Annotated in this window: 17 protein-coding genes; 8 read left to right on the forward strand and 9 right to left on the reverse strand. The window is 40.6% G+C overall.

Features of this window, described 5'->3' with window-relative positions; all coding sequences use genetic code 11:
• Positions 1 to 5: 5 nt before the first annotated feature.
• Positions 6 to 1,913, reverse strand: coding sequence for a lipoxygenase family protein (locus NSMS1_RS14640; RefSeq protein WP_224094668.1), 1,908 nt, complete (start codon positions 1,911 to 1,913; stop codon positions 6 to 8).
• Positions 1,914 to 2,034: 121 nt separating this feature from the next.
• On the opposite strand from NSMS1_RS14640, the gene NSMS1_RS14645 reads away from it, so the two are divergent.
• From NSMS1_RS14645 to NSMS1_RS14665, 5 genes are all read left to right on the forward strand, one after another.
• Positions 2,035 to 2,871 (forward strand): FAD-binding domain-containing protein, encoded by an 837-nt coding sequence (locus NSMS1_RS14645; protein WP_224094670.1) that lies wholly within the window; start codon positions 2,035 to 2,037, stop codon positions 2,869 to 2,871.
• 95 nt (positions 2,872 to 2,966) lie between these two features.
• On the forward strand, positions 2,967 to 3,383 hold the full coding sequence (locus NSMS1_RS14650) for a universal stress protein (RefSeq protein ID WP_224094671.1): 417 nt from the start codon (positions 2,967 to 2,969) through the stop codon (positions 3,381 to 3,383).
• Between the two features lie 43 nt (positions 3,384 to 3,426).
• Positions 3,427 to 5,127 carry a hypothetical protein gene (locus tag NSMS1_RS14655; protein WP_224094673.1) on the forward strand — a complete coding sequence of 567 codons (1,701 nt, stop codon included), beginning with the start codon at positions 3,427 to 3,429 and terminating at the stop codon, positions 5,125 to 5,127.
• Positions 5,128 to 5,325: 198 nt separating this feature from the next.
• Positions 5,326 to 6,078, forward strand: coding sequence for a Uma2 family endonuclease (locus NSMS1_RS14660; RefSeq protein WP_224094675.1), 753 nt, complete (start codon positions 5,326 to 5,328; stop codon positions 6,076 to 6,078).
• 149 nt (positions 6,079 to 6,227) lie between these two features.
• A complete protein-coding gene (locus NSMS1_RS14665) occupies positions 6,228 to 7,622 on the forward strand; it encodes a TldD/PmbA family protein (RefSeq protein ID WP_224094677.1) in 1,395 nt (464 codons plus the stop codon).
• A 16-nt stretch (positions 7,623 to 7,638) separates the two neighbouring features.
• Here NSMS1_RS14665 and coaE read toward each other — a convergent pair whose 3' ends face one another.
• Positions 7,639 to 8,229, reverse strand: a complete 591-nt coding sequence (gene coaE / locus NSMS1_RS14670; RefSeq protein WP_224094678.1) for a dephospho-CoA kinase — start codon at positions 8,227 to 8,229, stop codon at positions 7,639 to 7,641.
• Positions 8,230 to 8,462: 233 nt separating this feature from the next.
• Positions 8,463 to 8,861: a hypothetical protein gene (locus tag NSMS1_RS14675; protein WP_224094680.1), complete on the reverse strand. Its 399-nt coding sequence runs from the start codon at positions 8,859 to 8,861 to the stop codon at positions 8,463 to 8,465.
• Between the two features lie 187 nt (positions 8,862 to 9,048).
• On the opposite strand from NSMS1_RS14675, the gene NSMS1_RS14680 reads away from it, so the two are divergent.
• Positions 9,049 to 9,735 carry a dienelactone hydrolase family protein gene (locus NSMS1_RS14680; protein WP_224095235.1) on the forward strand — a complete coding sequence of 229 codons (687 nt, stop codon included), beginning with the start codon at positions 9,049 to 9,051 and terminating at the stop codon, positions 9,733 to 9,735.
• A 93-nt stretch (positions 9,736 to 9,828) separates the two neighbouring features.
• On the opposite strand, the gene metH is transcribed toward NSMS1_RS14680, so the two are convergent.
• Positions 9,829 to 13,365: a methionine synthase gene (gene metH, locus NSMS1_RS14685; RefSeq protein ID WP_224094682.1), complete on the reverse strand. Its 3,537-nt coding sequence runs from the start codon at positions 13,363 to 13,365 to the stop codon at positions 9,829 to 9,831.
• Between the two features lie 362 nt (positions 13,366 to 13,727).
• On the opposite strand from metH, the gene bchH reads away from it, so the two are divergent.
• Positions 13,728 to 17,495: a magnesium chelatase subunit H gene (gene bchH, locus NSMS1_RS14690; RefSeq protein ID WP_224094684.1), complete on the forward strand. Its 3,768-nt coding sequence runs from the start codon at positions 13,728 to 13,730 to the stop codon at positions 17,493 to 17,495.
• Positions 17,496 to 17,554: 59 nt separating this feature from the next.
• On the opposite strand, the gene NSMS1_RS14695 is transcribed toward bchH, so the two are convergent.
• The 4 genes from NSMS1_RS14695 to NSMS1_RS14710 all read right to left on the reverse strand — a co-directional run bounded on the left by NSMS1_RS14695 (position 17,555) and on the right by NSMS1_RS14710 (position 21,031).
• The gene (locus NSMS1_RS14695) at positions 17,555 to 18,049 is read right to left on the reverse strand and encodes a pentapeptide repeat-containing protein (RefSeq protein ID WP_224094686.1); all 495 of its coding nucleotides are present in this window, start codon (positions 18,047 to 18,049) and stop codon (positions 17,555 to 17,557) included.
• A gap of 260 nt (positions 18,050 to 18,309) precedes the next feature.
• Positions 18,310 to 18,903 carry an HPP family protein gene (locus NSMS1_RS14700; protein WP_224094696.1) on the reverse strand — a complete coding sequence of 198 codons (594 nt, stop codon included), beginning with the start codon at positions 18,901 to 18,903 and terminating at the stop codon, positions 18,310 to 18,312.
• Between the two features lie 406 nt (positions 18,904 to 19,309).
• Positions 19,310 to 20,146 (reverse strand): alpha/beta hydrolase, encoded by an 837-nt coding sequence (locus NSMS1_RS14705; RefSeq protein ID WP_224094698.1) that lies wholly within the window; start codon positions 20,144 to 20,146, stop codon positions 19,310 to 19,312.
• A 186-nt stretch (positions 20,147 to 20,332) separates the two neighbouring features.
• Complete coding sequence (locus NSMS1_RS14710; protein WP_224094700.1) at positions 20,333 to 21,031, reverse strand: DJ-1/PfpI family protein; 699 nt, start codon at positions 21,029 to 21,031, stop codon at positions 20,333 to 20,335.
• An 88-nt stretch (positions 21,032 to 21,119) separates the two neighbouring features.
• Here NSMS1_RS14710 and NSMS1_RS14715 point away from each other — a divergent pair, with 88 nt between their 5' ends.
• Positions 21,120 to 21,839 (forward strand): LuxR C-terminal-related transcriptional regulator, encoded by a 720-nt coding sequence (locus tag NSMS1_RS14715; RefSeq protein ID WP_224094702.1) that lies wholly within the window; start codon positions 21,120 to 21,122, stop codon positions 21,837 to 21,839.
• An 82-nt stretch (positions 21,840 to 21,921) separates the two neighbouring features.
• Here the strand turns inward: NSMS1_RS14715 and NSMS1_RS14720 are convergent, their stop codons facing one another.
• Positions 21,922 to 23,424: an IS5 family transposase gene (locus NSMS1_RS14720; RefSeq protein WP_224085439.1), complete on the reverse strand. Its 1,503-nt coding sequence runs from the start codon at positions 23,422 to 23,424 to the stop codon at positions 21,922 to 21,924.
• Between the last annotated feature and the right edge of the window lie 37 nt (positions 23,425 to 23,461).

A 23,461-nucleotide genomic window follows, 5' to 3' on the forward strand; every position in this document is an offset into this window, starting at 1 on the left:
GGACATCAAATATTGATACTGTTGGGGATGCGGGAAGGTAGTAGATAAGGATAATCTACGCCAGTGGCTACTAAGCGTTTGTGATTGCGGAGTCTGATTTTGCTTTCAATTTCTGTTAATTCGCTTTGGAATTGTGAAAGAATCTGCCGATCGCCTCTATTATTAAACCGAATTAACTCGGAACTACCTAATTTTCCCCAAGAAATCCCATTCAAGGCAAAAGTTAACTCCATTTGTTTGAGTTCTTTATCGGCTGGCGGTAGCAATTCTGACATACTGGCTGATGTATCGGGATGGCTGTAAAGGGCAAACGGTGCATTGGGTACATAACCCAAATAATCAAACTGACTAAAATTAACTGCTGCGTGTTGGGGGCCACAGGTGAAAATGATGATTGTGGCAATATCTATGAGTTGTTGCAGGCTGGTGATTTTAGTAAAGCCAGGAACGCGGGGATATGTAGGTAATTCTTGGGGTTGGAGTCCAGTGGCGATCGCCAATTCGGTTGGACACCAAGCTGGTAATTGGGGAAACTCTGATTTAGGACGAGTGTTTAAAGGTGCGCTGAGTTCATCTGCCCAAGCTTGTAAGTAGATATCCTTCAATACAGCTTTATCATCTGCATAGTAGCGTTTTAGGTAACTGCTGGTGTATTTGGCGATCGCTTCCCACAATAACAAAGCATCATCTCGGTAAGGATATTCAGCCAGGAATTTCGTTTCAATTCCCCGGTGTTCGATGTCATTAGGTAAGGCGTAATCCCAAAACACCTTTTCCCTGTAAGCTTTATTCATCAACTCCAATGATACTTGCCCTACAGGAGCCATCAGGGAACTAATAGCTGAACCTTCTTGCAAAAGGATTTGATTACCACGTTGATTAATTGCTAGTAAAAATTGCAGATGAGGATTGAGTAATTGATAAAAGGGATGATTACTAGGTATTTGTCTAGGAGTAGCGATCGCAAACACTTCCATTGCTAAATGAGTATAGCTGAGGTGAGAGAATAACTCATGATGGGCTGCATCTGCCGACTGCACATAAAGTTTGGCTCTTGTCCAATCATCTGCACCACCGCCAACAAAAGCTGGAGTAACTACACGCCCTTTTTCTAATTCTATAAGGATTGGTTCTAATCCCTGCTGTGAACGATGAAATAGGGCAATTGGATTACCTATATATTTACCTGGTTGTAAATCTGTAACTTTTAAATCTTTGAATAAAGGGTATTCAGCAATAAATAAGCGATTTTCGGCGGCTGAGGCAATTAAATCTACATTATTAGAGTGACTTGCCCAAGATTGTATCAAGGCTTGATCTTTTGGCTGGACTCGCCGTAGTACCAGTGGGTTATCTCCTGCTAATCTTTGCCGACTAAATTCGCGATCGCTTAAACCCCCATCCCGTTCATGAATTACACTAGCTACCGGACGGGTGGGAATATAAGGATGCTGATTCTTCTTTGCTTTAGCGCTTCTTTCTAGGGATTGATAGAATATCGCTCTTTTTTGTCCAATCTCAGTTTTTGTTTCTGCTGCTTGCTTGGCGGCGGAAAGCCTTTGTCCTAATTCCCGACGTTCTCGCACATAACTAGAATTGAATTGTTCATTGGGTGGTAAGTAGAGATTGAACCATCCAGATTGAAAGATTTCCCAGTCTACTAAGATTGTAGAAAAGTCTAACCAAGTTTTGTCTATTGTAGCGATCGTCTGCTCAAACTGCTTGAGAAGCAAACTCCAAGGCTCAGACAACTTTCCCTGCTTTAAAGCATCTTCTCGTAATTTTGTCACAACATAGAGCAGCGCCCCATCTTCTCCCGTGTAGGGAAATATCCGCGCCGGGCCTTTGTGATTTAACCCTATAGGATGATAGCGGTAGTGACCTTGTTGCTCAGTTTTGATAATTTGAGACACAATAGATTGATCCTGTTTGCAAGAGTGGCGATAGAAGTTGGAGAATAGAAATTAGTCATAGCTATTTAACTCGTTAGCTATATATATTGTCAGCTGTATTTAATGTATATTTAACTAGCTTATGTTGCGTAAATTTACGAGTAGAGACGAACTAATAGCTTACCTGCGTGAACAATTTCCCCAAGCAGCCGAAAGAAGCGATTATATTAGTGATACCAAGGGTGGTAGGAAAGCTGCTGAAGAAACTTTACAAAAAGTAAACCCTGCTACTTATGCGAAAACCCGTAACTTCTTAACAGGCGATGTCACACGGCTATCACCATATATCCGCTACGGAGTTTTAAGCCTGCGAGAAATTCGAGATTATGTACTTGATAACGTCAAAAACCCTGATGAAGCCACAAAACTCATCAATGAATTAGGCTGGCGGGATTATTGGCAGAGATTATATGTCAAATTAGGTCATGGTATCTGGGAAGACCAAGAAGAATACAAAACAGGTTACACTCCCGCAGAATATAAATCAGATTTACCTGTAGATATACAAGAAGGTAATACAAGATTAGTTTGCATCGACAGCTTCAGCCACGAATTGCAGGAAACAGGTTACTTACACAACCACATGAGAATGTGGCTAGCTGCCTATATCGTCCATTGGCGGCGCATTCGTTGGCAAGCCGGAGCCAAATGGTTTCTAGAACACCTTTTAGATGGTGATCCTGCCAGTAATAATATGTCTTGGCAATGGGTAGCCAGCACCTTCAGTCACAAACCTTATTTTTTCAACCGCGAAAACCTAGAACGTTACACCAAAGGCGTATATTGTCAAAAATGTCCCCTCTACGGTCATTGTGATTTTGAAGGCAGTTATGAACAATTAGAACAGCGACTTTTCCCCAAAGGACAATTCAACAAACAACCCAACAGCCAAAGTTGGCAACGTGGGAAAAAGAAGTAGTTAGTTGACAGTTGACAGTTATCAGTTGTTCTCCTCATCTCCCACCCTGCGGGAAGCTAAAGCTACATCTCCCTCATCTCCCCACTCCCTCAACTATGACCAAACCAATAATATGGATACATGGCGACTGTCTCAGTCCCTACAACCCAGCTTTACAAGAATACCCAGATGCGCCTGTTATTTGGGTTTGGGATGATGCTTTGATAGAAGAATGGCAATTAAGCCTTAAACGCATCACGTTTATTTATGAATGTTTGCTAGAGTTACCTGTAGAAATTCGCCGTGGGAATGTGGCACAAGAAATTGTGTTATTTGCCAAAGAAAACAATGCTGATTTAGTAGTGACAGCAGATAGCCCTAGCCCTAGATTTGATGATATATGTGATGAAATTGAGCGTTCTATAAAAGTGGAAGTGTTGGAAGTAGAACCGTTTTTTGACTATGACGGTTACATCGACTTGAAGCGATTCTCTCGATATTGGAAGGTAGCTGAAAAGTACTTATTTGAATAAAGTACATTTTAGCGTTATTCCAACAAACTGGTTATCATTATCAATGTTTTTTAATTACCTGCATAAAACTTTAACTACACCAATTGATGAAGTATCTAAAAACAGAAATCCATGTAATTCTATATTGATAGCTTTTTGGTTAAATCTAAGCTTAGTATTTGCCATAGCTTATGGTATTCTAGCGCTACAAAAAGCTTTTAGGGGAGAGTATATAGCTCAAGATGATGCCAGAGAATACGTGTTTTGGATGCAACGATTTGTTGATGCTGAGTTATTCCCTGGTGATTTAATTGCCGATTATTTCCAATTTATTACTCCTATTGGATACGCCACTTTATATAAAGTAATGGCTTATCTTGGTATAACTCCACTTTTGTTTAGTAAATTATTACCGCTTATTTTAGGATTAGTTGGTACTGTCTATTGTTTTTATCTATGCTTAGAAATTTGTCCAATTCCAGGTTTTGCGTTTATTACTACATTATTACTTAACCAAAGTCTTGGATTTAAAAGTGAGTTGGTTTCAGCTACGCCAAAGTCTTTTATTTATCCGTTGTTGTTGGCGTTATTTTACTATCTATTACAGGGTTCTTTACTCAGAGTTTGCTTAATAATTATTTTAGAAATATTATTTTATCCTCTGCTGATATTTATTTCTTTAGGACTAGTCTTAATTCGGTTACGTCATAATTATCGATGGCTTTGTAGCATATTACTATTAATATTTTTATTATTGTTACCTTATGCTTTTAATCATTCTCAATTTGGTTCAGTCGTTACAAGCAGTCAAGCTTGGATAATGCCGGAACATTGGACACAAGGAAGACATCCTTTTTTTGATAAAAATCCGTGGAAATTTTGGTTGATTGGACAACATAGTGGTATATTACCGCCGTTGTTGCCGCCTCTAATATGGCTAGGTTTATTTTTACCAATAGTACGGAAAAAACTTAGGGCTTTTTCTGTTGTCAAGTTAGTCAATAATAAAGTAACAATAATACCACAAATTATTATCGTATCTTTGGTATTATATATTACTGCTCACGCTGTTTTTTTGAAGTTGTTTTTTCCTACACGCTACATAGTACATACGTTCCGAATTGTGCTAGCGATCGCCGCAGGTATTACATTAACTGCAATTTTAGATTGGCTGTTTTATAACTATCAACAAAAACGCCAATTTTGGCAGCCAATATTAGCAGTTATTTTAGTTGGTGGTTTGTTAATATACCCAAATATTTCTGGGCGTTTTCCTACAACTGATTATCGGCTATCTGAAGCATCAGCATTATATAAATTTCTACAACAACAACCCAAAGATAGCCTGATTGCAACTATCTCTGATGAGGCAGACAATATTCCTACTTTTGCCCAAAGACCGATTTTAGTAGGTAGGGAATATGCTTTGCCTTTTCATTTAGGTTACTATCGCCAAATTCGCCAACGAACTATTGATTTAATTCAGGCTCAATACAGTCCTGATTTGACTGTAGCAAAGCAATTAATTCAAAAATACGGGGTAGATTTCTGGCTATTAGAAAATAATTCTTTTGAGAGTGAGTATTTAACAAGTAAACTCTGGCTGAAAAGTTTTCAACCAGTATTTTCAGAGGCTTTGAACAATTTGTCTGTAGGAATTACACCTGCATTAGCGAATTTAACAAAGCAGTGTTCAGTTTTGGAGTCAGCAAACACTATCCTATTAAAATCAGAATGTGTTTTGCATCCACCGCAAAATCATTAGACCTCTTGCATTCTAACTATCACGTTTGAAAAGCTGATTCAGTGAATTTATGTATGTTAATAGATTTTAGCGATCGCGCACTAACAGCAAATCAAAATTCCAGACTTAAAACTTTATTTAGTAGTTTGTGATTATTATAGTAATTACACCTGTGCATCTAGCAAAAGCCGTTTATCTTATCCTCATTGCCCTAAAGCCATGTCAGTTGCTCAAGACTTGGAACCAGTGAAAGATATAATATTTCCACCAGGAGATATATATAGTGACGAACCACCGTTGGAAAGCGATTTACATCTACACCAGATTATTCTTTTATTGAAGTGCTTAGAATTGTGGTGGCAAAACCGCAATGATTTTTATGCGGCTGGGAATCTGACAATTTACTATAGCCAGCGTCAACTTAAATCAGAAGAATTTCGCGGGCCAGACTTTTTTGTAGTGTTAGGATGCGAACGCAAACCGCGCAAGAGTTGGGTAGTATGGCAAGAAAACGGTCAATACCCCAACATAATTGTCGAGTTGCTGTCCTCCTCTACCAAAGCGACGGACAAAGACTTAAAAAAACAAATTTACCAAAATATCTTCCGTACACCTGAGTATTTTTGGTTTGACCCCTACAATCTAGAGTTTGCTGGTTTTCATTTAGTGGATGGAAATTACCAACCAGTAGAACCGAACCACCAAGGGTGGTTATGGAGTCAGCAGTTAAAGTTATATTTGGGTGTACATAACAATCAGCTACGCTACTTTACGCAAGAGGGACAGCTAGTACTTACACCTGAAGAATTGGCACAGCAGGAGACACAGCGTGCCGAACAGGAAGCACAGCGTGCCGAACAGGAAGCACAGCGTGCCGAACAGGAAGCACAGCGTGCCGAACAGGAAAGGCAACGTGCCGAACGTTTAGCCGCCAAGTTACGGGAATTAAATATCGACCCCGATAGTCTTTAGTTCATAGTCAATAGTCAACAGTCAACAGTTAGCTGAGTTTATTGACATTAGTAGCAAACATTACTTGAAAAATTGCAAAATAAAAGTAGTCCGTTGTAGCCAAGATGTTATCTAATGACTATGGACTGATGACTAATGACTAATGACTAATGACTACTACACTTGTTGACGCACAAAATTTACTTTCTGACCTCATCACGCGCTACTCATCGCGTGTAGATTACTTAATCATTCGCTTAGAGGAGGCAGAAGGGACTGATATCTTGTTGCGTGGCGACAAGGTAGAAACCCTCAGCGAAGGAATCTCAATTGGTGGACAGGTCCGCGCTTGTTATAAGGGTGGCTGGGGTTTGAGCTGCTTTAATCAATTGGCGACCATTAAGGATAGGATCGAAGAAGCGATCGCCGCAGCTCGCTTGGTAGGAGATGAAGAAACTATACTGGCTCCTATTGACCCAGTGCAAGCAATATGCACTCTACCCTTAAGCGGTACAGACCCGCGAAAAATTCCTCTAGTGAAGAAAAAAGAATTATGCGATCGCTATACTGAATTACTCAAAAATGTTGACCATCGCATTACTACCACCTCAGTCCGTTATAGTGACAGCGCCCAAAAAATTATCCTCGCCACATCTGAAGGCACTCTCATTCAACAGTCTTGGGTGGATATGGAAATGCGCTTTGCCGCCACTGCAAAAAATGGCGAAACTGTACAAACTGGCAGAGAAACTACAGGTTCTCGCAAAGCCTACGAAGATTTAATTAATTTAGATGATCAAGTCAAAAATGCAGCCCAAAGAGCGGTTGCTGCTTTGTCTCTGCCATCAGTTAAGGGTAACACTTACACCGTAGTCATTGACCCAATTCTGACAGGATTATTCGTTCATGAAGCTTTCGGACATCTTTCCGAGGCAGATATGGCTTACGAAAACCCAGATTTATTAGAAGTCATGACTATTGGACGGCGATTTGGGCCAGAAGAATTGCAGATTCTCGATGGTGCAGCGCCAGAAGGACATCGCGGCAGTTACTTTTATGATGATGAAGGCACACCCGCCACTACAACTCAACTAATTCAAGATGGTGTTCTAGTAGGACGTTTGCATTCTCGTGAAACCGCAGGTAAGTTAGACGAAGCGCCCACAGGAAATGCTCGTTGTTTAAATTATCACTTCACTCCCATTGTGCGGATGACGAATACCTGGATTGAGCGAGGTAAAACGCCAGTTGCAGATTTATTCACTGGTATTAAAGAAGGAGTATATGCCCGTAATTGGTTGGGTGGGATGACGAATGGCGAAATGTTCACATTTAGCGCCGGGGAAGCTTGGATGATTAGAAATGGTAAGATTGCTGAACCTGTGAAAGATGTAACTCTTTCAGGCAACGTTTTTCAAACCCTCGCAGATATTGAAGCCATCGGTGATGATTTCTACTGGGACGAATCTGGTGGTTGCGGTAAAGGTGGACAAAATGGCTTACCTGTAGGCTGTGGCGGCCCTAGTCTACGGATTAAGGATGTAGTAGTTGGGGGGGAGATATAAATTCAAAATTCAAAATTCAAAATTCAAAATTAAGAGCTATATCTACTTGTTTCAACAGTGCTTCCAAGGATGAGGAGTTATCTAAAATTACATCTGCGATCGCAGCTTTTTCTGTAAGTGATAATTGACTATTAATTCGCGCCTGTGCTTGTTCGGGGGTGAGGTGATTGCGTTCAATTAATCTTTGCAATTGCTGTGCTTCGGAACAGATGACAACCCAAATTTCCGTGACTAAATCAGTCATTTGGGCTTCAATTAACAAGGGTACGACTAATACTATGGTTGTAGAAGTGGATTGGGCAATGGCTTTGAGGAAGCGATCACGCACATAAGGATGTATGATACTCTCCACCCATTGCCGTTCCTCTGGATGGGGAAAGATAATTTCACCTAGCTTTTGACGGTTGAGGCTACCATCTGGTAGTAATATTTCCTTACCGTAACGATTGGCGATCGCATCCAAAATCGGCGAACCCAAAGATACTGCATCTCTGGCGTAAATATCTGCATCGAAAACTGGCAAATTATAAGCACTAGCCAAATAATTAGCGACAGTAGTCTTACCTGTAGCAATACCACCAGTTAAGCCGATAATGCGTTTAGTCATCTATCCCACTTTCACATAACGTAATCACCAATTAAGTAGAAGGACTAAATTAAACTTAACTTGATAGCGCCGGGTTTCGACTGCGCGGGAGTTGAATCTCGACTACGCTCGATTACCGCGTAGTCGAAACTCAACCTTCTTCTAATAAGGTTAACGAGCATTGAGCGTAGTCGAAATGCGTCTTATAAATAATTGTGTCCACCTACTTACCAATTACCAATTACCAATTAATCCTACACGTCACCACAATATTTTGTAGCAATAAGTTGATTATTTTTATAAACTAATACTCTGCCATAACCTGTATCTTGAACAGCAGCATACAAGTAATTCCCACTTCTAAATCTGTAAACTGGGTCTCCATTTTCATTACGTCTTACTGTACCATTATTTAGAATCAGGCTAGGGCGTTGTAAAGTCGTAGGAATATTGTACGCTTGGTACTGTAACTTTCCATTGTAAAGGCGAGATACTTGAACATAAACATCTGGCGCACTACAACTAAATACAGGTTCAGAACTAGCAGCAGTCGCAGGTGCGGCTACTGTAGCTGTTAGCATAGAAACTGCTCCTGTAAGCGTAGCTAAGATTCCTAGTAAAGATTTTGTACTTTTGTTGTTTAAGGCTTTCATGATTAGTTCCTGTAAGTTTGTATAGCCTTATCTACAAACTTCAATTTGTATTTTTCGGAAATAAATTAGAGAAGTGAAATAGTAGCGATGCGCGGCGGTTTTACTTAATCCTGCTTGATATGTCTTAAGCTAGTAAGCGAACCAAACATACGGGAGCCTTAAGGTGCAAATCGAACAGACACAGGTGATGATTTCTACGCCTGATGGACAGATGCCCGCTTTTTTGTGTACACCGACTGCTGCCATTCAGCAAGCAGGCGTGATCTTGTTAATGGAAGGATTTGGTTTAACAAAGCATATTCAGGATGTGGCAGAGCGAATTGCCAAAGAGGGTTACTTAGTGCTGGCCCCTGACTTGTATTATCGTGAATTGCCGAACAACAAATTCGGATATGACGAGGTTGAACAAGCAAGAGCTATGATGTTCCGCCTTGATTTTGAAAAGTCTGTGGATGAAGATATTCGAGCAGCAGTAGCTTATGTCAAATCACAATTAGAACCTTCCAGTCTGGTTGGTGTTACAGGATTTTGCCTGGGAGGTGGGCTAGCTTTTCTGAGTGCTTGTAAATTATCAGATCAGATTGCTGCGGCTGCTCCATTCTACGGTGTAATTTTAGATCAATGGCTGGATGCAGCCGTTGATATTCAAGTACCTATGTACTTATTTTTTGGTGATAGTGATCCATTCATTCCTCAGCAACGTGTTAGACAAATGCAGTCCCGATTAGAAGAACTTGGTAAAGACTATCAGTTAAAAGTTTACACTCATGCCGACCACGGTTTTTTTTGTCATGAGCGTTCTTCCTATAACCTCGAAGCAGCTGAAGATTCTTGGCATAAACTCACACAATTTTTTGATCAACATTTGCATTAAATTTTGTAAAAGAAATAATTACTAATCCTACTCAGATGAAGATGTTTATTTCATCAAATTCTCCTCCTCACACAAGAGGAGGAGACGAAAGAATTATGCGCTGAAATACTTAGCTACAGGATGATAGGTAATAATCGCCGTTGTAGACTGTTCTGGATAAAGTTGTTCACTTTCATCCATATACAGATTAATCCTGCTAGTCTCCAACAACTCTAATTGCTTGAACTGATCCTGAATATTCGGACAAGCTGGATAGCCAAAACTATACCGAGAACCCTGATATCTTTGTGCTAGAACATCCCGAATATTATCGGGTTCATCAGCCCCAAAGCCTAATTCACGGCGGATTCTGGCGTGTGTCCACTCAGCCAAAGCTTCAGCTACTTGCACCGCTAAACCGTGGAAATACAGATAATCAGTGTATTGATTAGCCGCAAACAGTTTTTGAGCGTATTCTGTAGCCACTTCTCCCACAGTCACCGCCTGCATGGGGAAGACATCTATAATTCCCGAATCTTTTGGTGCAAAGAAATCAGCAATACATAATCTTCTGGAGGATTTCTGTCTAGGAAATTCAAAGTGAGTTCTAGCTTTTGCATCTAGGCTGTTGCCTTCATAGATATACAAAGTATTTCCCTCAGATTGACAAGGAAAATAACCGTAAATTACTTGGGGATGCAGCAGATTTTCTCCAATGATGCGTTCCTTCCAATTTTCGAGAATTGGATATACTTTCTCATTCAAGAAATCTTGATATTCTTCCTTAGATTGTTCTTTGGGTTTGCGGAATTGCCATTGTCCCGCAATCAAAGCTTGCAAATCTAAATACCAGAATATTTCCTCCCAAGGAATATCACCGGGTTGTAACAACTGCGTTCCCCAGAATGGTGGCGTGGGACGAGGTATATCTATGGCGACGGCTTCGGAACGTCGGGTGTCTACGGGGAGTGGGGAGTCGGGAGTTGGGAGTGGAGATTTTTTGGTAGTAGCTGCTGATTTCTGATTAATAGTCTCTAATTCATCAGTTGCTACTTCATCTAAAAATCCTAGTGAGTTATCCCATTTACCAATGGCTTTAGCTGGCATTAATTTATCCATAAAATGCAAGTCAGCAAAAGCATCTTTGCCGTAGATAACTTTACCTTTGTAGGCGTTTTGGCAATCTTGATGGACAAATTTAGGTGTTAATGCCGCACCACCTAAAATTACTGGAACAGTGATACCTTTTTCGTTAAACGCCTCCAAATTGTCTTTCATGAAAGCGGTGGATTTTACTAGCAAACCACTCATTGCAATACAATCAGCATGATGCTTTTCGTAAGCCTCAATGATATTTTCTACTGGTTGTTTAATACCTAAGTTAATTACCTTGTAGCCGTTGTTAGACAAGATGATATCTACTAGATTTTTACCAATGTCGTGAACATCCCCTTTCACGGTGGCGATAATTACCGTTCCTTTGGCATTATTTCCTGCTTCGGATTTTTCCATGAAGGGTTCTAGGTAGGCTACCGCCGCTTTCATGGTTTCGGCTGACTGTAAAACGAAGGGTAGCTGCATTTGTCCTGAACCGAACAATTCACCCACTACCTTCATCCCATCTAGGAGGAAGGTGTTGATAATTTCCAGGGGGGGATATTGTTCCAAGGCTTTGGTTAGTTGCGCTTCTAAACCGATGCGTTCGCCGTCGATAATGTGGCGCTTGAGGCGTTCTTCGATGGGTAGGCTTTCATCTACGCCTTTGTTACGTTTGGTTGTAACTCCTTCAAACAGTTTGGTTAGTTCTGTGAGGGGGTCGTAAACGCAGACATCACCTTCAAATTTGCGTTGATCATATATTAACTGACGGCAAACTTCTTGATGGCGTTCTTCAATTTTGGATAATGGTAGAATTTTGCTGGCACTTACAATTGCCGCATCCATACCAGCTACCATTGCCTCATGCAGAAACACCGAGTTCAAGACAACCCGCGAGGCTGGACTCAAGCCGAAGGATATATTCGACACACCCAATATGACATGACACCCCGGTAATTCTCGGCGAATGCGGCTAATAGATTCAATTGTCGCCTTGCCATTTTCCCGGTCTTCTTCAATCCCTGTAGAAATTGGTAGAGCTAGGGTATCAAAAAATATTTCATGGGCAGGTATACCATATTCTACCGCTTGACGGTAAGCACGTTGGGCAATTTGAAACTTCTTCTGGGCCGTCCGCGCCATCCCTTCCTCGTCAATTGTGCCAATAACGACACCCGCACCGTACTTCTTCGCCAATTCCAGCACTTTCAGGAAACGAGGTTCCCCATCTTCGTAGTTGGTGGAGTTCAGCAAACACTTACCACCAGCCACCTTTAAACCCGCTTCCATCTTTTCCCACTCGGTGGAGTCGAGCATCAAGGGAAGTGTGACATTATTAACAATACGGGAAACTAATTCGTGCATATCCCGCACACCGTCGCGTCCCACATAATCGACGTTGATATCGAGAATGTGTGCGCCTTCCTTAACTTGCGATCGCGCCATTGAAACCAGTCCGTCCCAATCTTCAGCGTTCAGCAAATCACGGCATTTCTTGGAACCACTAGCGTTGAGGCGTTCACCCACAATCAAGAAGGAATTATCTTGGTCGTAGGGTTGCGTACTATATATTGATGCAGCCGCAGGTTCTAAACTTGGCTGTCTGACTTTCGGCTTTAAATCTTTAGCGATTTCTGCCAATTGTTGAATGTGTGCTGGACGTGTCCCACAGCAACCCCCTATCACTTGGACACCCAAATCTTCAACAAAGTGCATCAACGCCATACGTAATTCGGTTGGTGTTAAGCGGTAGTGCGCTTGTCCACCAACGTTTTCTGGTAAACCCGCGTTGGGAATACAAGAAACCACAAACGGCGAATGTTCAGCCAAATATTTGATATGCGGTTTCATCAAGTCTGGGCCTGTGGCACAGTTAAGACCGAGAATATCAATTGGGAACGGTTCCAAAATTGTTAGGACAGCGCTGATTTCTGAACCTACCAGCATTGTCCCCATACTTTCCATCGTTACCGACACCATTAAGGGTATGCGTTCCCCTCTCTTGGCGAAAACTTCTTCAATTCCATTCAGCGCCGCTTTGATTTGCAGCACATCTTGGCAAGTCTCGACAATAAATAAATCTACTCCACCATCTAACAACGCCTCTGCTTGTTCTGCAAAAGCCGTTTTCATGGTGTCAAAGTCGATGTGTCCCAAGGTGGGTAGTTTGGTTGTTGGGCCAATGGAACCGGCGACAAACCGGGGTTTTTCGGGTGTGGAGAACTCCGCCGCTACTTTCTTAGCTAATTCTGCGGCTGTCTTGTTGAGGTAGTATGTTTGGTCTGCTAAATCATACTCTGCCAAAACAATGGAAGTAGCACCGAAAGTATCAGTTTCGATGACATCTGCACCCACGGCGAGAAAGTCGCGGTGAACTTTGGCGACGGCTTCCGGTTTGGTGTGGACTAGGTATTCGTTACAGCCTTCATACTGCACACCACCAAAATCCTCAGCCGTGAGGTTTTGGGTTTGTAAGTTAGTACCCATTGCACCGTCAAAAACGATCACTGGAAGTTCTGGACTGTGCAGGCGTTTCAGGAAAGGATGAGTCATATTTTCCTAGAGGAAATGAGCAAATCAAGAGAGTTTTATGATACTCAACTTAATTTATTATTTTCCCAAATTGCGGAAGTATTGGGGAATGGGGAAAAAGGAGTTTACTTTTGCTGATCTTCAAATTAACAAAATTAAAAAAGACCCCCGGTAGTTAACCGAGGGGTTCTGCAAGTCTATAGTCGCACAAAGACATTCGTGAATCTCACAATACCAAGCTCGTAATTACTAAATCTGCCAAAATGCCAAAAGTTGGGGAGTGGGTGTGTTAGTGAATATTACCCGATAAGTGATAACTGACTTCCATTTGTCAATAGGTTATGTAAAATCTTAAGTAAAGAAATATTTCTTGGCTTACGGTAATGAAACGCATCGTCTTGATTGCTGGATTTGAATCATTTAACGCTGACTTGTACAGAAAGGCAGCCTCATTGGCTAGTTCTCGCTGTGCTGATTTGGATATTCGAGTATTTAGCGATCGCAATATTACCAGCAACCGCCAGGAAGTAGAAGCGGCTTTACAAGGCGCGGATGTATTTTTTGGTAGCCTGTTATTTGATTATGACCAAGTTTTGTGGCTGCGCGATCGCATTTCGCAAATTCCCATCCGCTTAGTATTCGAGTCAGCCTTAGAACTGATGAGTTTAACCAAAATAGGGGCTTTCGCCATCGGCGACAAACCCAAAGGAATGCCCAAACCCGTTAAATTCATCCTCGACAAATTCAGCAACGGACGCGAAGAAGACAAACTCGCAGGTTATATTAGCTTTCTCAAAATCGGCCCCAAACTTTTAAAATTCGTCCCAGTACAGAAAGTCCAAGACTTACGCAACTGGTTAATTATCTACGGTTACTGGAATGCAGGCGGTTCCGAAAACGTCGCTGCCTTATTTTGGACACTAGCAGAAAAATACTTAGATTTAAAAGTCGGTGACATTCCCCCACCCATTGACACCCCCAACATGGGGCTACTTCACCCAGACTACCAAGGATTTTTTACATCTCCCCGTGAGTATTTGGCATGGTATCAAGGAGGAGGCAGGAGGCAGAAGGCAGAAGGCAGGAGCCAGGAGTTAATAACGTCTCCCTCATCCCCCTCATCTCCCCCCCCTCCCCACTCCCTACTCCCTACTCCCTACTCCCCACTCCCCACTCCCCACTCCCCAGTCGTCGGTATTCTCCTCTACCGCAAACACGTCATCACCAAACAACCTTACATTCCTCAACTAATTCGCCGTTTTGAAGAAGCTGGGTTAATTCCCTTACCCATCTTCATCAACGGTGTGGAAGGACACGTGGCAGTACGAGACTGGATGACAACGGACTATGAATCTCAGCAACGGCAAATAGGTAATATTGAAACCCCTTCACTTTCGCAAGAAGCAGTCAAAGTTGATGCAGTTGTTTCCAGCATCGGCTTTCCCCTCGTCGGCGGCCCGGCTGGTTCAATGGAAGCAGGCCGTCAGGTAGAAGTAGCAAAACGCATCCTCACTGCCAAAAACGTTCCTTACATCGTCGCTGCACCTTTATTAATTCAAGATATCCACTCTTGGACACGTCAAGGTGTGGGTGGTTTGCAAAGCGTCGTATTATACGCCTTACCAGAATTAGACGGCGCTATTGATACCGTCCCCCTTGGTGGTTTGGTGGGGGAAAATATATATTTAGTTCCAGAACGGGTACAGCGTTTAATTGGTAGAGTCAAAAGCTGGATAGCTTTACGCCAAACACCCCCATCAGAACGCAAAATTGCCATCATTTTATACGGCTTCCCTCCTGGTTACGGTGCAGTAGGTACAGCTGCATTATTAAATGTTCCCCGTAGCCTAATTAAACTACTCCACTCCCTCAAAGACCAAGGTTACAAAGTCGGCGATATTCCAGAAGATGGGGAAGAATTAATTCGGCTGGTTAAGAGAACAGATGAAGAAATGGAAACATGGGAAAAAAATAAACCTTTTCCCTCCGCAGCCAATACCGTTAATAGCCGTAAATTAGAAAAATGGTTAGGATATCTCCGCACATCTCGCATCGAAAAACAATGGAAATCCCTTACAGGTAGTGGAATTAAAACCTATGGCGATGAATTTCACATTGGCGGTGTGCAGTTAGGAAACGTGTGGATAGGTGTCCAGCCACCCTTGGGGTTACAAGGCGACCCCATGCGGTTAATGTTTGAACGAGATTTAACGCCCCATCCCCAATACGCCGCTTTCTACAAATGGTTGCAAAATGAACTCCAAGCCGATGCTATTGTCCATTTTGGTATGCACGGCACTGTAGAATGGTTGCCGGGTTCACCTTTGGGTAATACAGGCTATTCTTGGTCGGATATTTTATTAGGTGATTTGCCCAATCTATATATATATGCAGCGAATAATCCTTCCGAGTCAATTTTGGCAAAGCGTCGGGGTTATGGCGTGCTAATTTCTCACAATGTACCCCCTTATGGTCGGGCTGGTTTGTATAAGGAATTGGTTGCATTGCGCGATTTAATTGCGGAATATCGAGAAGACCCACAAAAGAATTATGTTTTAAAAGAAGGGATTTGTAAGAAGATTGTTGATACAGGTTTAGATACAGATTGCCCATTTGATGATGCCAAACGTTTGGGTATTCCTTTTACTCCTGAAAATATCAGGCTGTTTAGCGCCCATGCTTTTGATGATTATTTGGTGAAGTTGTATGAGTATTTGCAAGTATTAGAAAATCGCTTATTTTCTTCTGGGCTGCATACGTTAGGTGAACCACCAAATGAGGAAGAATTAGCATCTTATCTCGAAGCTTATTTTGGTGAAGGACAGACAAAATCACCAGAGATAGAAAAGCAAATCACTGATTTATTAATGCAAACTACCGATGAATTAACAAATTTATTACGGGGTTTGAATGGTGAATATATTCCCCCAGCACCAGGAGGCGATTTATTACGAGATGGCGCTGGTGTTCTACCTACAGGGAGAAATATTCATGCGTTAGACCCTTATAGAATGCCATCACCTGCCGCTTATGAACGGGGTAGAGAAATTGCTCAAAAAATTATCGCCCAGCATCTACAAGAACACCATAAATATCCTGAAACGGTGGCGGTTTTATTGTGGGGATTAGATGCGATTAAAACTAAGGGTGAATCTCTAGGCATTCTATTAGAATTAGTTGGTGCTGAACCTGTGAAGGAAGGAACAGGGCGTATTGTTCGTTATGAGTTGAAGCCTTTAGCAGAAGTCGGACATCCGCGTATTGATGTATTAGGAAATCTATCGGGAATTTTTCGGGATAGTTTTGTGAATATCATCGAATTATTAGATGATTTATTTCGAAGGGCGGCGGATGCGGATGAACCAGAAGACCAGAATTTTATTAGAAAACACGCCTTAGCTTTAAAAGCCCAAGGTGTAGAAAATGCTTCCGCAAGATTATTTTCTAACCCGGCTGGTGATTTTGGTTCTTTGGTGAATGACCAAGTTGTTGACGGGAATTGGGAATCTGGGGAAGAATTAGGTAATACTTGGCAAAGTCGCAATGTGTTTAGCTATGGCAGACAGGATAAGGGACAAGCTAGACCAGAAGTTTTACAGCAGTTGTTGAAAACTAGCGATCGCATCGTCCAAGAAATAGATTCGGTAGAATATGGTTTAACCGATATTCAGGAATATTACGCCAACACAGGCGGTTTGAAAAAAGCAGCAGAAAAGCAACGCGGTAAAAAAGTTACGACTAGCTTTGTGGAAAGTTTCTCCAAAGACACCACACCCCGCAATTTAGAAGATTTGCTACGGATGGAATACCGCACCAAATTACTTAATCCCAAATGGGCGCAAGCAATGGCGAGTCAGGGTTCCGGTGGTGCTTATGAAATTTCTCAACGCATGACAGCCTTAATCGGTTGGGGTGGCACGGCTGATTTTACTGATGATTGGGTATATGATCAGGCTGCTGATACTTACGCTTTAGATGCAGAAATGGCGGAGAAATTACGTCAAGCCAACCCCGAAGCTTTTCGTAATATTATCAGCAGAATGTTAGAGGCGCATGGGCGCGGTTTTTGGCAAGCTGATGAAGATAAGTTAAATAAGTTGCGTCAGTTGTATGAATTGACTGATGAACAATTAGAAGGTGTGACGGTTTGAAATAAAGGATTATGCTTATTAACGCACCACTTCTAGCCTATATGTATCCTGCCTCTACTTTATTCCTCAGTGACGTTGGTGAGAATATCTCCTTCAGGCATAATGGTGTTACTCAAATAGCAGACACATAAACTATTTCTGTCTGCAAAAGCATTTCTGAGGTTGCAGTTGTAGAAGGATGTTTCACCAAAGGAAACTCCTCTGAAGTTAGCACTTTCCAAATCGACGCAATCCATACAAACTTCAATCAAGTTGGCACTTTCAAAGTTGACTTGCTTGAGACTGGAGTTTCTGACAGTAGCACCACCCAAGTTGGCACCACTGAGGTTAGAATCATCGAACTCGACTTCCTCCAACAAGATATCAAGCAGGTTAGCACTAGTGAGGTTAGCATTACTCAGGTTAATGTCTCTCAAACGGGCAGCGTACAAATCAGCCTCACTCAGGTTAATGTTACTCAAGTTGGCTCCTTGCAAATTAGCACGTCTCAAGCTAATTCTAGAAAAATCTCTCTCGCCGGCAGCGTACCTTTCTAACAATTCTTCAGCATCCATAACTCAAATACTACATTGCAAAGCCTATCAACGGAAAAATGAATGGATAGGTTATTGCTAAAGAACTACTTCGCGTTAGATATTACCTAATCTATTACAACCCAGTAAACAATAGAACATCAGCAATTCCCAGACATACAGAAATTGTTGATGTTCTCGCCGTAAAAATTTGCAAAGACTTAGAAATTCCGTATCCTTAGCAATTTCTCACATTGTGGAATCTAAATTTTTTCATACGGCAAAGTAAACAACGCCAACAGTTAATACCAATACTTAGGATATGTTCGCTCGTGTGCCAAATTATTGAATACCACTGCACAGAGTACCAGAATTATTGAACCTTCTAAGGCAGGTGTTAAAAGAAATTGCCAGGATGCTTTTGTCATCATTACAACTAATGCAACTGCTCCCGAAGGTGGATGTAAAGTATGGGTAAGTTGCATCATCCCAATAGCGGTAGCTACCGCCATTCCCATCGCCCAAGGTTCTGAGCCGAAAAGATGCAGAATTGTCAGGCTAACTAATGCTGCGACAAGATTACCACCAATTACATTTCGCGGTTGGGCTAATGGACTATCAGGAATACCAAAGATTAATACGCTAGTAGCGCCGAAGGGAGCCATCAATAGAGGAGAATTAGTTTTTACAGAAAGGTAAGCGGTTGCTGCTATGCCAATAAAACTACCGCACCAACTCCAAAAGATATGTCTGTGGTGGGGTTTATCTAAACAGGTTGAACGTCCAGTTCCACGAATTTTAAAACAGTAGTTTTTCCATCTTTCCTGAACATTTTGATAATTTAATCTAGCAATATAGTTTGAGTAAAAACGTCTTTTGGGTAAATAACCTTTCATAATTCTCCAGAGCTACTACAACCAACAGTCCTCAACACAAAAAATTAAGTGTATTACTGCCTTACCTAATCTTTATGAGCAAATTATTTGAAAATCATCCCTAAATTCTGCCAAGGGACAGAATTTTTAATGATAATCATCGGCTAAAATGCCAATTCCATGCACATTATTTTTAAGCATTAAATCAGCATTGCTCTCAATAAAAAATTCAGATTCATTGATAAAAGAGTTTAGTTAGTCCAGTATGTCATGAAACTATGACATATAATCTCCAAAATACCGTTTGAAACTAAATAGAGAAACACCGCACCTATATAAATAAGTAATAATGCTTATAAATTTTATTTATGCTTGACTTTTTTAGCAGAATAAATTGAGATTTTTTGGCAAAATATGCAACGCGCAATTAACTTCCAGATTTTTGAGAACGTGACACTAGATCAGCAAACTCTCTCAAACTATTTTTATATCTTTCACCAGCTACCCAGAAAAAATCATTATGACTTGCCTCATCCACCCATAGATTCAACTTTGGCGATGGTGCAGCAGCATATAACTTTTCTGCATGAGTAAAAGGAATTATCTCATCAGCTTTACCGTGCATAATCAATATTGGACACTGAACCTTTTTAATTTTTTCCAAATTATTAAATTTATCGAATGGGAGAATTTTTACTGGTATTACAACCTTAAAGGCAGAAGTGAAGGTACTTTCTATAATTAGACCTCCAACTTGCTTTTTTGCTGCCAAATCTACTGCTGAACCACCTCCTACTGAACGTCCAAAAACAATAATATTATTGGGTTGTATTTTTAAATCTTTAATTAAATAATTGTAAGCAGCATCAATATCTTGATAAGCATTATTTTCTGTAGGAGTGCCTTCGCTTGTACCATAACCGTGATAATCATAAGCCAAAACATTAAAGCCTAAATCGCGTAATTGCTCTAGAAATTGTTTAATTTCACCTAAATCTTCTGCATTACCATGAGCGTAAAGAATTGTGTACTTAGCAGTAGGGTTAACTAAATGCACGGCTGAGATTTTCGTTTTTTCTCCACTTACTAGCTTTAATATATCTTTAGTATCTTGATAGCTAGATGGTTGAGGTAAGAAAATCATACTATCTGCTCGGAAATAAATATAGACAGCAAAAAACACATAGATAAAAATTAGAGATTTTAACAATCTTTTCCAAGTAAAATCACCAATTAAAAGTTTTTGCAGACTTTGTTTATTCATTTACTCTTTATTTCATAAAAATTTAGCATTTACTTTCAACTTCATCAGTGTCTAGCATTATGAATAACATTGCACTCATTGGCATCCTTCACCAATGAGTGAGTTTTATAGTTATGATACCCGCCTCATGTCTCTACGCGATCGCACTACCACAGCATTATTAATCGCTTTTTTTCACTGTTATACTCAATCCGTCATTTCTAAACCTGCTTTTTGACTGGCTGCGTTTGATGCTTCAATTAAAGGTTTAGCAACGTCTAACACAGCTTGCACCAGACGAGAAGGAGCTTTTTCTGGCGAACCAACACCAAATGGAGGTGCTGGATTATACTCTAACATTAATTCAAGAAATTTAGCTGTAGATTCTCCACACAACATAGCTGCAATAGTTAAAGCAAAATCAATTCCGGCTGTTACGCCGCCACCTGTGATTCGGTTACTGTCTACAACTACTCTTTTGTGACTTACTTCTACACCCATGAGGGTTAGCTGTTCTCGAAACGCCCAATGACAAGCTGCACGATATCCTTGCAATAATCCCGCAGCTGCCAAGATTAGAGAACCAGTACATACAGCCGTTACATACCTAGCTGTCTGTGCTTGCTTTTGCAAAAACGCTAACATTTGGGCATCCTGCATCATTTCCACAGCCCCAAAAACACCACCAGGAACACACAACACATCAAGTTGCGGACATTGATCAAAGGTAGTAGTCGGTAAAATTGTTAGTCCACCATTACTAACAACTGGTTGGAGAGTTTTCCACAAAAGTAAAACTTGTGTATTAGGCATAGACGAAAAAACTTGATGTGGCCCAGTAATATCTAATTGGGTCATATCAGGGTAAATTACTAAGCCAATTGTATATTGAGTCTGACTTCCCATACTTAAATTCTAAACGCTGTAATGATTACAGTTATCCTAGAATTAAATACATTAACTGCCAATTACCCAGTTGAGTACATTTTTACGCATGGCTTACACTTTGCCACAGTTGATTAAACAAGTCACAAATGCTTCATCAATAAACCAACTATGTGGACATTATATGGATGCGGCAGGAGAGTTATTTGGTAGTCAACATTGGGGAATATATATACATGGCAAAGCAGGACAACGAGGTACTATACACTTGCAAGGTTTGCCAGATAGTTTTATTGATTACTACTCTCAGATTGGTGCAGCTTTAGATAAAGTGATGGAGTATGTTGTTTCCCATCATGCACCTGCCCACGAACAATTAATTTTTACACAAGAGACTTGGAAACAAAGTGAACTATATCAAATTGGTTGTGGCAAAATATATGACCACGAACATATCATGACCGGGCCGATTGTAGGAGAAGGAAAGTTAATTGGTACAGTGCAATTTGCTCGTACCAGTGGAACTCCAGCTTATAATACGCAAGATTTGCTGCAATTGAGCGCCATCTGCGCCCATATTTCTACAAAATTAGCACTTTTGCAGTCTGAAAATAAGTTATTGCTGCCCAAGAATGACATTTCTTTAACACCAAGAGAATTACAAATTGCTGTTTTGGTAGGTAAAGGCTTAACAAATGCAGAAATTGCATCTGAACTATGGATTAGTCAAAATACAGTCAAGCAGACCTTAAAACGCATTTTTCGCAAATTAAATGTATCTGCAAGAGCGGAAATGGTAGCACAGTTGCATCTGTATCCTATGTTTTAGGAAATTGTATTAGTTCACTCTCACATTAAGTAGGGCTTGCTGAAAAAGTCATTTCAAAGGAAGAGAAAAATTGATTAAGTAGTCAGTCCAGAAAAAAGATAAGTTTTTGTTGTTTAAGGTTTAATGAAATATCAGTTTCGATAATAGAAGAAGTAAAAAAAGACTCAGTTTTGAAAAATAGGCAAAAAAATACACAAAAAAGCCGTAATAGCAGAGTAGAAAGATTCATAACTAAAAAAGTTATGGCAATAGCGGTGAAAGAAGTATGAGGAAGTTTAGCCATAACTCTACCAAGGCTAAATCTTCGTTTACCTTGTCCAAACTTGCCCTCAATACAATTACGAATCCTTTCGTCATAAGCGGCTTGTTTCTTCTTTTCAGGGCTGACATTTTGGGGGGGTCTACCTAGTGGTGGGCCACTAATTCTAATTCCCCTTTCTTGACACCAAGCTCGATTCTCCCTCGTCCGATAAATCTTATCAACATGAACTGATTCAGGATAATATCCGGTGTAGTTTTTGTATGCTTCTACTTGTGATTTTAAGTCTCCTGATTCGTTAAAGTTGTCCCAACTAATATGGTCTAAAAATACATAGCCATCATAGTAACTAGCTGAAAACTTAGCCCCAAACTCTACTGTTCTCCCGGCTTTACCTCGGATAATCGGACGAATGTGTGGTTGGTTTAAACTGACAATGCGGTCTTGTATACTAATTTTTTGATTTTCATATAACCATAACTGTTGACGATAAACTTCTGCTACTACTAGCAACATCTTATATTGACTGTTGCTCAGTTTTAATAGTGACGCACCTAAATTTATTAGCTGCTGAATATGAGTTAAATTTCTGTTGATATATTGCAGTTGCTTTCTGATAGCTTTCCTTCTTTCTTTAACTGTTGGTTTTCTTTTCTTGGCTACTGCTAAATAATCCTTTCTTGCTTTGTTTCTGTAGGTTCTTGGTTTGTTGATATTTCTTACTAATAAGGACTTATATAATGTATCTATGATTGTTTCTGTTTGCTTTCTGGCTTGATTTAATAATCCTAAATCTGTCGGATAACTTATGTCTGCTGGCGCACAACTAGCATCTAATATTAATTTTCCTCTATTGGCTGGCTTACTTTTTGAATCCTCGACCTCTGGCTTTTTTGCTCTTACTTCTACCTCCTGTTTATTTTCTAACATCTTCCTGACTATTTCTTGATTGATTTTATTGACTAATTCTATATCTATCCTTTCTCTAAAATGAACTAGCATTGACGGGTCAAATGCAGATTCATTACTATATGCTGACATTCCTATAAAGTATTGCAGATACGGGTTCTCCCGAATTTGTTCTACTGTCTCTCTGTCACTTATTCCTAATTTTTCTTTAATTATTAATGCTCCCAACGCCATTCTAAATGTTTTGGCTGGCGCTCCCATTCTTGCTGAAAATATTTCTGCGTACTCTGCTTCAAATTTTGACCAAGGTATCATGTTCGCCATGATTACCCATCGGTTATCTGACGCTAGTTTTCCCCCAAAGGGTAGTTCAAAGTTTTCTGCTGCTTTTTCTTGCTTTTGCGCTCTTCGATACATTTTAACGCAACTTGCTACAAGGATTTTTACTTATCTT

Source organism: Nostoc sp. MS1 (genome assembly GCF_019976755.1).
Taxonomy (GTDB): Bacteria; Cyanobacteriota; Cyanobacteriia; order Cyanobacteriales; family Nostocaceae; genus Trichormus.

Coding starts and splice junctions, on each gene's coding strand:
- NSMS1_RS14645 (WP_224094670.1), top strand. CDS start 2,035: ATGTTGCGTAAATTTACGAGTAGAGACGAACTAATAGCTTACCTGCGT.
- NSMS1_RS14650 (WP_224094671.1), top strand. CDS start 2,967: ATGACCAAACCAATAATATGGATACATGGCGACTGTCTCAGTCCCTAC.
- NSMS1_RS14655 (WP_224094673.1), top strand. CDS start 3,427: ATGTTTTTTAATTACCTGCATAAAACTTTAACTACACCAATTGATGAA.
- NSMS1_RS14660 (WP_224094675.1), top strand. CDS start 5,326: ATGTCAGTTGCTCAAGACTTGGAACCAGTGAAAGATATAATATTTCCA.
- NSMS1_RS14665 (WP_224094677.1), top strand. CDS start 6,228: ATGACTACTACACTTGTTGACGCACAAAATTTACTTTCTGACCTCATC.
- coaE (WP_224094678.1), bottom strand. CDS start 8,229: ATGACTAAACGCATTATCGGCTTAACTGGTGGTATTGCTACAGGTAAG.
- NSMS1_RS14675 (WP_224094680.1), bottom strand. CDS start 8,861: ATGAAAGCCTTAAACAACAAAAGTACAAAATCTTTACTAGGAATCTTA.
- NSMS1_RS14680 (WP_224095235.1), top strand. CDS start 9,049: ATGATTTCTACGCCTGATGGACAGATGCCCGCTTTTTTGTGTACACCG.
- metH (WP_224094682.1), bottom strand. CDS start 13,365: ATGACTCATCCTTTCCTGAAACGCCTGCACAGTCCAGAACTTCCAGTG.
- bchH (WP_224094684.1), top strand. CDS start 13,728: ATGAAACGCATCGTCTTGATTGCTGGATTTGAATCATTTAACGCTGAC.
- NSMS1_RS14695 (WP_224094686.1), bottom strand. CDS start 18,049: ATGGATGCTGAAGAATTGTTAGAAAGGTACGCTGCCGGCGAGAGAGAT.
- NSMS1_RS14700 (WP_224094696.1), bottom strand. CDS start 18,903: ATGAAAGGTTATTTACCCAAAAGACGTTTTTACTCAAACTATATTGCT.
- NSMS1_RS14705 (WP_224094698.1), bottom strand. CDS start 20,146: ATGAATAAACAAAGTCTGCAAAAACTTTTAATTGGTGATTTTACTTGG.
- NSMS1_RS14710 (WP_224094700.1), bottom strand. CDS start 21,031: ATGGGAAGTCAGACTCAATATACAATTGGCTTAGTAATTTACCCTGAT.
- NSMS1_RS14715 (WP_224094702.1), top strand. CDS start 21,120: ATGGCTTACACTTTGCCACAGTTGATTAAACAAGTCACAAATGCTTCA.
- NSMS1_RS14720 (WP_224085439.1), bottom strand. CDS start 23,424: ATGTATCGAAGAGCGCAAAAGCAAGAAAAAGCAGCAGAAAACTTTGAA.